Consider the following 11,945-nt stretch of genomic DNA (forward strand, 5'->3'; position numbering starts at 1 on the left):
CCGACCTTGTTGACGCCGCACGCTGGTGAGTTCGCCCGACTGGCTGGCGCCCCACCCGGCGAAGACCGCGTCGGCGCCACCCGCAAGCTCGCCGACGCGCTCGGGGTCACCGTCCTGCTGAAGGGCAACGTCACCGTCATCGCCGAGCCGGGCGGGCCCGTCTACCTGAACCCGGCCGGGCAATCCTGGGCCGCGACCGCCGGTTCTGGTGATGTGCTGTCCGGGATGATCGGCGCGCTGCTCGCCGCGGGACTGCCGACCGGCGAAGCCGCAGCCGCTGCGGCCTTCGTGCACGCCCGCGCGGCAGCGTTGTCAGCCGCCGATCCCGGGCCGGGTGACGCGCCGACATCGGCGTCACGGATCGTCCCGCATATTCGAGCCGCCCTTGCCGCGCTTTAGCCAATCCAAAGCCGCATCTCCAAAGCCGAAAGGATCTGCCGTGTTGCCTCACCACCCGTCCGTTCCGTCGCATTCCGTCAGCCCGGCCTACACCGGCCGGCTGTTCACCACGCCGGTGCCCGCGCTGCGGCTGCCCGAAGAGTCGATGGATCCCGAGGCCGCCTACCGATTCATCCACGACGAGTTGATGCTCGACGGCAGCTCGCGGCTCAACCTGGCGACCTTCGTGACGACGTGGATGGACCCCGAGGCCGGCAAGCTGATGGCCGAGACGTTCGACAAGAACATGATCGACAAGGACGAATACCCGGCGACCGCAGCGATCGAGGCGCGGTGCGTGTCGATGGTCGCCGACCTGTTCCACGCCGAAGATTTGCGCGACGACGACCCGGGCAGTGCCTGCGGGGTGTCGACGATCGGATCCAGCGAGGCGGTCATGCTCGGCGGGCTTGCGCTCAAATGGCGGTGGCGCGAGAAGGTCGGGAAAGACTGGAAGGGTCGCACCCCCAACCTGGTAATGGGCTCCAACGTCCAGGTGGTCTGGGAGAAGTTCTGCCGCTACTTCGATGTCGAACCGCGTTATCTGCCAATGGAAGAGGGCCGCTACGTCATTACGCCTGAGCAGGTGGTCGACGCTGTCGACGAAGACACCATCGGGGTAGTGACGATCCTGGGCACCACCTACACCGGTGAATTGGAGCCCACCGCCGAGATCTGTGCGGCGCTGGACAAACTCGCCGCCGGCGGGGGCGTCGACGTCCCGGTGCACGTCGACGCCGCCAGCGGAGGTTTCGTGGTGCCGTTCCTGCACCCGTCGCTGAAGTGGGATTTCCGGCTGCCCCGAGTGGCGTCGATCAACGTCAGCGGCCACAAATACGGCCTGACCTACCCCGGTGTCGGATTCGTGGTGTGGCGCAACCACCAGCATCTGCCCGAAGACCTGATCTTCCGGGTCAACTACCTCGGCGGCGACATGCCGACCTTCACGTTGAACTTCTCTCGCCCGGGCAACCAGGTCGTCGGTCAGTACTACAACTTCCTGCGGCTCGGTCGCGAGGGCTATACCCAGGTGATGCAAACGTTGTCGCAGACCGCGCGCTGGTTGGGTGAGCAACTGCGGGTCGGCGACCACTGCGAGCTGATCTCGGACGGCTCGGCGATCCCCGTCGTCGCCTTCCGGCTGGCCCGCGGCCTGGGCTACACCGAGTTCGACGTCTCGCACGAGCTGCGGGGCTTCGGCTGGCAGGTGCCGGCCTACACCATGCCCGACAACGCCACCGACGTCTCGGTGCTGCGCATCGTGGTGCGAGAGGGGCTCTCTGCCGACCTGGCTCGGGCGCTGCACGACGACGCCCGCACAGCGCTGAGCAGCCTGGACAAGCTCAAGCCCAGCGGCCACTACAAAGCTGAGCATTTCTCCCACTAGCTGGTAGGCGGATCACATCCGCCACATCCGCCCCTAGCCGGGAAAGGATGCTCGTTGTGCCCGCCTACGAGCGACAACGGCCGGGCCGCCGGGCGCGCTTCGCTGATTTGTCGCTCGAAGGCGGGCAAATCGCGTGTCCGCCTGCCCAGTGACTGCTGTGGCTGATGCGACGAAACTGAATAGCGGGGCGGCTCTCAGACCAGCCATTCCCGGCCTTCTGGGACAATGGCGGCCGTGGCTACGCCGATATCCCTGACGCCAGGCGTCCTCGCAGAGGCCGTGGTGGACTTGGATGCCGTTGCGCACAACGTGAGGGTGCTGCGCGAGCACGCGGGCGATGCGCAAGTGATGGCTGTGGTCAAGGCCGACGGCTACGGGCACGGCGCCACCCAGGTTGCCCGCACCGCGCTGGCCGCCGGTGCCGCCGAGTTGGGTGTCGCGACCATCGATGAGGCGCTGGCGTTGCGCGCCGACGGCATCACCGCACCTGTGCTTGCCTGGCTGCATCCGCCCGGCATCGACTTCGGGCCGGCGCTGCTGGCCGACATCGAGATCGCGGTCTCCTCGGTGCGCCAGCTCGAGCAGTTATTGGACGCGGTCCGTCGCACCGGCCGCACGGCCACCTTGACGGTCAAGGTGGACACCGGGCTGAACCGCAACGGCGTCGCCCCTGGACAGTACCCGGCGATGCTGACCGGGTTACGTCAAGCCGTCGCCGAGGACGCGGTTCGGCTGCGGGGGCTGATGTCGCACATGGTCTACGCCGACGAACCCGACAACCCGATCAACAACGTTCAGGCGGGGCGGTTTACCGAAGTAGTGGCGCAGGCGCGCGGTCTGGGCCTGCGCTTCGAGGTGGCCCATCTGTCCAATTCGTCGGCCACGATGTCGCGGCCCGACCTGGCCTTCGACATGGTCCGGCCAGGCATCGCGGTATACGGTCTGAGCCCCGTGCCGAGCCTTGGCGATATGGGGCTGATACCGGCGATGACGGTGAAATGTGCTGTCGCATTGGTGAAGTCGATTAGAGCCGGCGAGGGCGTGTCGTACGGGCACACCTGGATCGCCGAGCGTGACACTACCGTCGCGCTAATGCCGATTGGCTACGCCGACGGCGTTTTCCGGTCGCTGGGCGGCCGGCTGGACGTCCTGATCAACGGCAGGCGGCGCCCCGGCGTGGGGCGGATCTGCATGGACCAGTTTGTCGTTGACCTGGGCCCGGAGCCCGTCGATGTCACGGAAGGCGACGAGGCGATCCTGTTCGGACCGGGCACGCGCGGTGAACCGACCGCGCAGGAGTGGGCAGATCTGCTGGGCACCATCCATTACGAAGTGGCGACCAGTCCGCGCGGACGTATCACCAGAACCTACCGCGAGGCCGGAAATCGTTGAGCGATGCCAACAATGATGGTTTCCACGCGGACAGGGCCGGCCTGGCGCGGTGGCTGGCAGGTGCCGCCGGTTTGGGCGCCGTAGGAACCATCGCCGGGATTACCGTGGCCCGCTCGATGACTCGGCGTGCAGACATCGAAGACCCTTACACCCACGAGAATTTCGAAACACTCGACGGCGACCGCAGTTATGTGGTGACAACGCCCGACGGCGTGCCGCTGGCGGTGCGCGAGGTCGGGCCCGCTGACGCGCCACTGGCAGTGGTGTTCGCGCACGGATTCTGTCTTCGCATGGGAGCCTTCCACTTTCAGCGCATGCGACTGTCTGACGAATGGGGTCCGCAGGTCCGCATGATTTTCTACGACCAGCGCGGCCACGGCCGATCCGGCGAGGCTCCGCCGGAAACCTACACGCTCACACAGCTGGGCATGGACTTGGAGACGGTGCTGCAAGTGATCGCGCCGCGCGGCCCGATCGTGGTCGTCGGCCATTCAATGGGCGGGATGGCGGTGTTGTCGCACGCCCGCCAGTACCCGCACCACTACGGCAGCCGCATCGTCGGAGCCGCGTTCATTGCTTCTGCGGCGCAAGGCGTCGCGAAGTCACCGCTGGGCGAGATTCTGAATAACCCGGCTTTGGAGGCTGCTCGGTTCGCCGCGCGGTCAGCCCCCAAGCTGGTTCACCGCGGCCGCAACGCGACCCGTTCTTTAATCGGGCCGATCCTGCGCGCCGCGTCCTTTGCAGACGTTGATGTCAGCCCGAGCGTCGTCGCGTTCTCCGAGGAGATGATGCTCGAAACTCCGATTCCGACCATGATCGAGTTTCTGCATGCGTTGGAAATCCACGACGAGACCGGCGCGCTGTCGACGTTGGCGAACATCCCGACGCTGGTCGTCTGCGGCGACCACGACTTGGTCACCCCGGCCGAATACTCGAGGAAGATTGCCGACGCGCTGCCGGAGTCCGAATTGGTGATCGTTTCCAGATCAGGCCATTTGGTGTTGCTATCCAAGCCCGAGCCGATCAATGAGGGGTTGGTTCGGCTGGTCAAGCGGGCTACCCCAGGCAGATTGGCAGCGGTGAGCCAGCGGTGGCGCGATCGGATCCGGCGCCGTGGCTAAGGGGCAGTCCGGAATGGCCACGTTGCCACATGTCGAAGACACCGTCGCGCTCGGATCGCGTCTGGGCGGCCAGCTGCGAGCCGGGGATGTCGTGGTGCTTTCCGGCCCGCTTGGCGCTGGAAAAACCGTGCTGGCCAAGGGGATTGCGGCAGCGATGGATGTCGACGGGCCCGTCACGTCGCCGACGTTCGTCCTGGCGCGGGTGCATCCGGCACGACGGACCGGCGCCCCGTCAATGATCCATGTCGACGTCTACCGATTGCTGGACCACACCGGCGCCGATCTGCTCGACGAGCTCGAATCCCTGGATCTGGACACCGAACTCGACGATGCGGTGGTTGTGGTGGAGTGGGGCGAGGGCCTCGCCGAGCGGCTGTCCGATCGGCACCTCGACGTCCGCCTCGAGCGCATCACGAACTCCGACGTGCGGACGGCGACCTGGCAATGGAGCTGTGCGTGAGCCGCGTTGTGTTGGCCCTCGATACCGCGACTCCCGCCGTGACGGCCGGAATCGTGGCCGATGGCGACCTACTGGCCGAGCGGGTCAGCGTCGACGCCCGCGCCCACGCCGAACGACTTACCCCGAATGTGTTGGGCGCCTTGGCCGATGCGGGGCTGCGGATGGCCGACCTGCACGCTGTGGTGGTGGGCTGCGGCCCGGGTCCGTTCACCGGCCTGCGGGTGGGTATGGCGACCGCTGCGGCCTACGGGCACGCACTCGGCATCCCGGTGCACGGCGTCTGCAGCCTCGACGCGATCGGCGGGCAGACCACCGGCGAGACACTGGTCGTCACCGACGCTCGCCGGCGCGAGGTGTACTGGGCTCGTTATCGCGACGGCGTCCGGATCGACGGACCAGCCGTCACCGCCCCGGCCGACGTCGACCCTGGTGTCGCGCAGGCGGTGGCAGGCTCACCTGAGCATGCGGCGCTTTTCGGGCTGCCGCTGTGCGAACCGTCCTATCCGACGCCGGCCGGGCTAGTAGCCGCGGTCAGCGAATCGGCCGACGATCCAGCGCCGCTGGTGCCGCTGTATCTGCGTCGGCCGGACGCCAAGACACTCGCCGAGCGAGAGGCGGCGTCGCTATGACCATCACGATCGGTGCGCTGACCGTGGCCGACGCCGATCGCTGCGCCGAGTTGGAGGCCGCGCTGTTTCCCGGTGACGACCCATGGCCCACAGCCGCGTTCGTCCGCGAACTCGCCGCCACGCACAATCACTACGTGGCCGCACGCCGCGCTGCTGACGGCGGCGACACGCTGATCGGCTATGGCGGCATCTCACGGCTGGGCCGCACGCCGCCATTCGAATACGAGATCCACACCATCGGCGTCGACGCGGCTTATCAAGGCCGCGGCACCGGCCGCCGACTGCTCGACGAACTGCTGAAATTCGCCGCCGGCGCCGTCGTTCACCTGGAAGTCCGCACCGACAATGCGCCGGCGATCGCGTTGTACCGCAGCGTGGGATTTAGCCAAGTGGGTCTGCGCCGGCGGTATTACCGGGTCAGCGGCGCCGATGCCTACCTGATGCGGCGGGAAGCCCTATGACGCGCGCCGGCGACGATGCAGAGCGAAGCGATGCGGAGGAGTGGCGCTTATGACCATAGTCCTCGCGATCGAAACCTCTTGCGACGAGACAGGAGTCGGTATCGCGCGACTCGACGACGACGGCACGGTGACGTTGTTGGCCGATGAGGTCGCGTCCAGCGTCGATGAGCACGTCCGGTTCGGCGGCGTGGTTCCGGAGATCGCCTCGCGGGCGCATCTGGAGGCGCTCGGTCCGGCCATGCGCCGCGCGCTGGCGGCCGCGGGCGTGGCAAAGCCGGACATCGTCGCGGCCACCATTGGCCCGGGGTTGGCGGGTGCGCTGCTGGTGGGAGTGGCTGCGGCTAAAGCTTATTCGGCTGCCTGGGAGGTGCCCTTCTACGCGGTGAACCACCTGGGCGGGCACCTGGCCGCCGACGTCTACCAGCACGGCGCGCTGCCGGAAAGCGTGGCGCTACTGGTGTCCGGCGGGCATACCCATCTGTTGCATGTGCGTTCGCTCGGCGAGCCGATCATCGAGCTGGGGAGCACCGTCGACGACGCCGCCGGGGAGGCCTACGACAAGGTGGCCCGCCTACTGGGGTTGGGCTACCCGGGGGGCAAGGCGCTCGACGACCTGGCGCGTTCCGGTGACCGCGACGCAATTGCATTCCCGCGCGGCATGACCGGCCCACGCGATGACCCGTACGCGTTCAGCTTCTCCGGGCTCAAGACCGCGGTGGCACGGTACGTGGAGAGCCATCCGGAGGCAGTAACCGCCGATATCGCCGCCGGGTTTCAGGAAGCCGTCGCCGATGTGCTGACCATGAAGGCTCTGCGCGCCGCCACCGGGCTGGGTGTATCGACCCTGCTGATCGCGGGGGGAGTGGCGGCGAACTCGCGGCTGCGCGAGCTCGCCGAAGAGCGTTGTGCCGCAGCGGGATTGACGCTGCGGATCCCGCGGCTCCGGCTCTGCACCGACAACGGCGCGATGATCGCTTCCTTCGCCGCGCATCTGGTGGCCGCAGGTGCTGAGCCGTCGCCGCTGGATGTGGCCAGCGACCCGGGCCTGCCGGTGGTCAAAGGGCAGCTGCCCTGATCGTCAGCCGGTTTCCCGGGTGACGATCAGCAGGTCGTCGCTGGTTGCCCAGGCTTGGCTGAAGGTGGCCATCGGGATCTGCTCGTTGCGGCCGCTGGGCGTGCCGCTGTCGTTGAGGTGAACGACGTTGGTGCCGGTGTCGACTCCGGTGACGACGACGGCGTGGTCGGGCTTGGTTCGATCGCCGTCGCCCGCGGGGTAGTTCCAAATGGTTTCGGCGTTGAGCGCCGCGATCACTTTGTGGCCGCCGGCCAGGTCCTGCTCCACTGTCCCCATGCTGTTGCCGGTCGTCAGGTCGGATTGGATGCCGTGTTTGCCCAGCAGCAGGACCATGTCTTGGGGCGAGGTGCCGTCAAAGTGGTAGACGTCGCCGCGGTGGGATTCGCTTTTGGTGAAAATCCCGCGTAGCTCCATCCCGATTTGGGAGGGTTCTCGGCCGGTCAGCTGGCCGATCACGTCTGCGACGGCCATCAGGCCGCAGTCTTGCTGGTGCTGGTAGCGCCAGTAAGGGGCGGCAGCTGCGGGGTCGCCGTACATTTGGCCGTCGGCGTGAGCGACGCCAGCCAATCCGATGGCGGCCGCGACAAACATGGTGGCCACTCCGGCGGTGCGGGTGGTGCTTCGGACGGGGGTGAACATGACGTCATTATGTGCTCGTAGACTTGGTGAATCCTTTGAGTGCGCTCGGTACGCCGTCGACCTGCGATTTTCTTCGGCCGGACCCGATCGGCTGACTCGCCGACCGGGAAGCAGCAAGGCGACCTTGAGTGCTAGCACTCGCATGTATAGAGTGCTAGGTGGCAATCGGACGAACCCCTGCGCCGGCACCCGCGACGACGACGCGAGGGCACGGACGAATGCCGAACACCTGGTAATCGAAGGTTCGGGGTAACTCTCCCGAGCCCTACCAACACCGGTCCGGGACACAGGGTCCCGGTCCACCTACCAACTAAGTGGAGGCTCCAATCGTGGCGAAGGTGAAGATCAAGCCACTCGAGGACAAGATTCTCGTGCAGGCCAACGAGGCCGAAACCACGACCGCATCCGGTCTGGTCATTCCTGACACCGCCAAGGAGAAGCCCCAGGAGGGCACCGTCGTCGCAGTCGGCCCCGGCCGTTGGGACGAGGATGGCGCAAAGCGGATCCCGGTCGACGTGTCCGAGGGTGACACCGTCATCTACAGCAAGTACGGCGGCACCGAGATCAAGTACAACGGCGAGGAGTACTTGATCCTGTCGGCCCGCGACGTACTGGCCGTCGTCAACAAGTAACGCAAAGCGTGTCCCGCCCCGGCGATCCCCACGTCTACACGTGGCGGATTTCCGGGGCGGACCGCTTTCTTAGACGGGACAAGAAAGACTTATGAGCAAGCAGATTGAGTTCAACGAAACCGCGCGGCGGGCACTGGAAGCCGGCGTGGACAAGCTCGCCGACGCGGTGCGGGTGACGCTGGGCCCGCGGGGCCGGCATGTGGTGCTGGCCAAGGCTTTTGGCGGCCCCACGGTCACCAATGACGGCGTCACCGTCGCCCGCGAGATTGACCTGGAAGACCCGTTCGAGAACCTCGGTGCCCAGCTGGTCAAGTCGGTGGCCACCAAGACCAACGACGTTGCGGGCGACGGCACCACCACCGCCACCGTGCTGGCACAGGCGATCATCAGGGGCGGGCTGCGTCTCGTCGCTGCCGGTGCCAACCCGATCGAGCTGGGCTTGGGTATCGGCAAGGCCGCCGACGCGGTGTCCGAGGCGCTGCTGGCATCGGCCACTCCGGTATCGGGCCAGAAGGGCATCGCGCAGGTGGCCACCGTGTCGTCACGCGACGAGCAGATTGGTGAGCTGGTCGGTGAGGCGATGACCAAAGTCGGTCACGACGGTGTGGTCAGCGTCGAGGAATCGTCCACGCTGAACACCGAGCTGGAGTTCACCGAGGGTGTCGGCTTCGACAAAGGCTTCCTGTCGGCCTACTTCGTCACCGACTTCGACGCGCAGCAGGCCGTGCTCGAGGACCCGCTGATTCTGTTGCACCGCGACAAGATCAGCTCGCTGCCCGACTTCCTGCCGTTGCTGGAGAAGGTGGCCGAGGCGGGTAAGCCGCTGCTGGTCATTGCCGAGGACGTCGAAGGCGAGCCGCTGTCGACGCTGGTGGTCAACGCGATCCGCAAGACGCTGAAGGCGGTCGCCGTCAAGGCGCCGTTCTTCGGTGACCGCCGCAAGGCGTTCCTGGAGGACTTGGGCATCGTGACCGGCGCCCAGGTGGTCAACCCCGACGTCGGGCTGGCGCTGCGTGAGGTCGGGCTCGAGGTGCTCGGTTCGGCACGGCGCGTGGTGGTGAGCAAGGACGACACCGTGATCGTCGAGGGCGGCGGCACCCCGGAAGCCATTGCCGACCGCGCCAAGCAACTGCGTTCCGAGATCGAGAGCAGCGACTCCGACTGGGACCGCGAAAAGCTGGAAGAGCGGCTGGCCAAGCTGGCCGGCGGGGTGGCCGTCATCAAGGTCGGCGCCGCCACCGAGACCGCGCTCAAGGAGCGCAAGGAAAGCGTCGAGGACGCGGTTGCCGCCGCGAAGGCCGCCGTGGAGGAAGGCATCGTCGCCGGCGGCGGGACCGCGTTGCTGGCTGCCCGCAAAGCGCTGACCGACCTGCGGGCCTCGCTATCCGGGGACGAGGCGCTGGGCGTGGGTGTGTTCTCCGAGGCCCTTAGCGCGCCGCTGTTCTGGATCGCGGCCAACGCCGGGATGGACGGCTCGGTGGTGGTCAACCAGGTCGCCGGGCTGCCCGCAGGCCACGGGTTCAACGCGGCGACGTTGACCTACGGCGACTTGGCCGCCGACGGGGTCATCGACCCGGTCAAGGTCACCAGGTCCGCGGTACTCAACGCGGCGTCGGTGGCGCGCATGGTGCTGACCACCGAGACCGCGATTGTCGAGAAGCCCGCCGAGGAGGACGCGCACGCCGGTCACCATCACGGCCACGCTCACTAACTCGGTTCCACCAAGCAGGTCCCCGGCTTAGCACCGGGGGCCTGCTTGTCGAAACTGAAACAGCCACGGCGGCGCCAACAATCATGCGAGCTCTGCCAAAAGCACCTTGGCGTCTCGTAGATCAGCCGTATCGAAGCCCTCCGTGAACCAGTCGTAGATGGGTGCCAATAACTCGCGAGCATCTTCGACCCTGCCTCGCTGTTGCCATAGCCGGCTCATGCTCATCGCAGCGCGTAGTTCCCAGGACTTCGCGTGCTGCTTCCGCGAAACGTTCAATGATTGCTCGAATAACTTTTCGGCTTGTGCTGTGTCATGCGTGTCTTGCTTGAGCAATAGTTCGCCCCTTAGCCGATGTACTTCTGCTTCATACAGATGCTCATCGTTGCGACCCACCCAGCGGAACGCCTCTTCCAGTGAAGATAGCCCGTCCTCGACCTGTCCCGCCATGCCTTGCAGCTCGGCCAAAACTGCCAAGTACCAAGGCCACACGGCCCCCATACCGGTCCTCCGCCTACGGTCCATCGCCTCACGGATGTCGGCGATGCCTGCCGAGACATCGCCTTGGTGTGCGATGGCCCAGCCCCGGGGCAGCAAACACCACAGTCCTACCGCGGGAGCGTCGATCTCCGTGGATACGGCCAGGGCCCGTTCCGCGAGTTTTCTTGCGGGCTCAGGTTCGCGGCGCAACTGGGACAGTTTGGCGAAGAACAGATGCGTTATTCCGACGCTGTAAGGGTCCTCGAGCTCGCGGGCGTAGGCGAGCGTCCGTTCCATCGCTGCGACCGCTTGCGTTGGGTAACCCATTACCCAATTGTTGAGTGCGCTGAGATATCCGCAGACTATCGCCGGATCCTGGTTGTAGGCCGCAGCGCCCACGCGGTGCTGGTCGGGGTTGTACAACGCCAAGGACTGACGGCTGTGAGAGCGTACTTCGCTGAAATCGCCCTGCCACCATGCCGTGTAGGCGAGCATCCAATGTCCAACAGCCAAGATGAGCGGATCTTTCTGATGCTGGGCTAGTTCGAGGAACTCCTCTGAAAGTGCCCGCGCCTCATGCATGTGTCCAAGCACAATCTGCGCGTACGCCAAACCCGAAAGCGCGCGAAACATTTCCGGGGTGCTTTCTAATTCGCGTGCCAGCTCACGGGCTCGGGCATAGATTTCCGCGACGGAGTGAGGGCCCGACACGGTGCTCAAGGATGGCCCCAACACGAGCTGCAGGGCGAGCTCATGCTGAGCACGTTCGCGGGTCTCGGGCAGCGCCCTGAGCAATTCCAAGCCCTTCGTCGCGTGGTTCACCGCTTCTTTGTTGGCGTAGCGCAATAGTGCCCGTTGCCCTGCGGTTTGCCAGTACGGGATAGCTTGCTCACTGAGGCCCGCCTCGGTGTAGTGGTGTGCCAGCAGTTCGGGCCGTGTTTCGACGATCTCTGGGAATTGGGATTCCAATGTGTCGGCGATCCGTTGGTGGTGTTGTTGGCGTGTGCTTTTAAGGAGTGACTGATATGCGGCCTCTTGGATAAGCGCGTGTTTGAAGCGGTAGGTCGCCTGTGGCGCCGTCCCCTCCTGGTACAAGAACTCGGCGGCTACGAGTTTCTCGAGACCCTCGCGCACGATGTCGTCTGGCCAAGGTGAGACTGCCTGCAGTAATGGATAACTGAATTCACGGCCCAACGTCGCGCCGAGTTGTGCCAAACCCTTGACGGCTGCCAAGCGGTCCAATCTCGCCATCAGGGAATCCTGCAGAGTGTTGGGGATCGCCAGGGGGGGCAACGGACCAGACAGCTCGTAGCGGTTGCCCCGTTCGCCCAGCAGCCGCGATTCGAGCAGCATCTTGGTGAGTTCCTCGACGAACAACGGGACGCCGTCCGTCTTGGATACCACCTCTGCCACCACGTCGGCTGGCAGCGACTTTCCTTGTGCCACTTGGCGGGTCAACTCGGCGACGTCATCGCTTGGCAGGCGGCCGATATCGACCTGAGTGACGTTGCGGCCTACTGTCC

General features: G+C 66.0%; 12 protein-coding genes. 10 read left to right on the forward strand and 2 right to left on the reverse strand.

Annotated elements, in window-relative coordinates; all coding sequences use genetic code 11:
* From WB785_RS21795 to tsaD, 8 genes are all read left to right on the forward strand, one after another.
* A partial coding sequence (locus WB785_RS21795; protein ID WP_424081728.1) for an ADP-dependent NAD(P)H-hydrate dehydratase occupies positions 1 to 399 on the forward strand: 399 nt, incomplete at its 5' end.
* 43 nt (positions 400 to 442) lie between these two features.
* A complete protein-coding gene (locus WB785_RS21800) occupies positions 443 to 1,825 on the forward strand; it encodes a glutamate decarboxylase (protein ID WP_424081746.1) in 1,383 nt (460 codons plus the stop codon).
* A gap of 225 nt (positions 1,826 to 2,050) precedes the next feature.
* Positions 2,051 to 3,217, forward strand: a complete 1,167-nt coding sequence (gene alr / locus WB785_RS21805) for an alanine racemase (RefSeq protein ID WP_424081730.1) — start codon at positions 2,051 to 2,053, stop codon at positions 3,215 to 3,217.
* Positions 3,214 to 4,338 (forward strand): alpha/beta fold hydrolase, encoded by a 1,125-nt coding sequence (locus WB785_RS21810; RefSeq protein ID WP_424081732.1) that lies wholly within the window; start codon positions 3,214 to 3,216, stop codon positions 4,336 to 4,338. The genes alr and WB785_RS21810 overlap by 4 nt, the downstream gene beginning before the upstream one ends.
* A 13-nt stretch (positions 4,339 to 4,351) precedes the next feature.
* Positions 4,352 to 4,798, forward strand: coding sequence for a tRNA (adenosine(37)-N6)-threonylcarbamoyltransferase complex ATPase subunit type 1 TsaE (gene tsaE, locus WB785_RS21815; protein ID WP_424081748.1), 447 nt, complete (start codon positions 4,352 to 4,354; stop codon positions 4,796 to 4,798).
* Positions 4,795 to 5,427: a tRNA (adenosine(37)-N6)-threonylcarbamoyltransferase complex dimerization subunit type 1 TsaB gene (gene tsaB, locus WB785_RS21820; RefSeq protein ID WP_424081734.1), complete on the forward strand. Its 633-nt coding sequence runs from the start codon at positions 4,795 to 4,797 to the stop codon at positions 5,425 to 5,427. Before tsaE ends, tsaB begins: the two co-directional genes overlap by 4 nt.
* Complete coding sequence (gene rimI, locus WB785_RS21825) at positions 5,424 to 5,888, forward strand: ribosomal protein S18-alanine N-acetyltransferase (RefSeq protein ID WP_424081736.1); 465 nt, start codon at positions 5,424 to 5,426, stop codon at positions 5,886 to 5,888. The genes tsaB and rimI overlap by 4 nt, the downstream gene beginning before the upstream one ends.
* A gap of 49 nt (positions 5,889 to 5,937) precedes the next feature.
* Complete coding sequence (tsaD, locus tag WB785_RS21830; RefSeq protein ID WP_424081738.1) at positions 5,938 to 6,963, forward strand: tRNA (adenosine(37)-N6)-threonylcarbamoyltransferase complex transferase subunit TsaD; 1,026 nt, start codon at positions 5,938 to 5,940, stop codon at positions 6,961 to 6,963.
* Positions 6,964 to 6,966: 3 nt separating this feature from the next.
* Here the strand turns inward: tsaD and WB785_RS21835 are convergent, their stop codons facing one another.
* Complete coding sequence (locus WB785_RS21835; RefSeq protein WP_424081740.1) at positions 6,967 to 7,602, reverse strand: C39 family peptidase; 636 nt, start codon at positions 7,600 to 7,602, stop codon at positions 6,967 to 6,969.
* A gap of 329 nt (positions 7,603 to 7,931) precedes the next feature.
* Between WB785_RS21835 and groES the strand changes: the two genes are divergently transcribed.
* Positions 7,932 to 8,234, forward strand: coding sequence for a co-chaperone GroES (groES, locus tag WB785_RS21840; protein ID WP_293332383.1), 303 nt, complete (start codon positions 7,932 to 7,934; stop codon positions 8,232 to 8,234).
* A 91-nt stretch (positions 8,235 to 8,325) separates the two neighbouring features.
* Positions 8,326 to 9,945 carry a chaperonin GroEL gene (gene groL / locus WB785_RS21845; protein ID WP_424081742.1) on the forward strand — a complete coding sequence of 540 codons (1,620 nt, stop codon included), beginning with the start codon at positions 8,326 to 8,328 and terminating at the stop codon, positions 9,943 to 9,945.
* Between the two features lie 81 nt (positions 9,946 to 10,026).
* Here the strand turns inward: groL and WB785_RS21850 are convergent.
* Positions 10,027 to 11,945: ATP-binding protein (locus WB785_RS21850; protein WP_424081744.1), on the reverse strand; the 1,919-nt coding region annotated here is incomplete at its 5' end.

The organism is Mycobacterium sp., from assembly GCF_049585075.1.
Taxonomy (GTDB): Bacteria; Actinomycetota; Actinomycetes; order Mycobacteriales; family Mycobacteriaceae; genus Mycobacterium.

Excerpts from the sequence above, each read along its gene's own strand:
- tsaE (WP_424081748.1), top strand. The coding sequence starts at position 4,352 with ATGGCCACGTTGCCACATGTCGAAGACACCGTCGCGCTCGGATCGCGT.
- tsaD (WP_424081738.1), top strand. The coding sequence starts at position 5,938 with ATGACCATAGTCCTCGCGATCGAAACCTCTTGCGACGAGACAGGAGTC.
- rimI (WP_424081736.1), top strand. The coding sequence starts at position 5,424 with ATGACCATCACGATCGGTGCGCTGACCGTGGCCGACGCCGATCGCTGC.
- groL (WP_424081742.1), top strand. The coding sequence starts at position 8,326 with ATGAGCAAGCAGATTGAGTTCAACGAAACCGCGCGGCGGGCACTGGAA.
- WB785_RS21835 (WP_424081740.1), bottom strand. The coding sequence starts at position 7,602 with ATGTTCACCCCCGTCCGAAGCACCACCCGCACCGCCGGAGTGGCCACC.
- alr (WP_424081730.1), top strand. The coding sequence starts at position 2,051 with ATGGCGGCCGTGGCTACGCCGATATCCCTGACGCCAGGCGTCCTCGCA.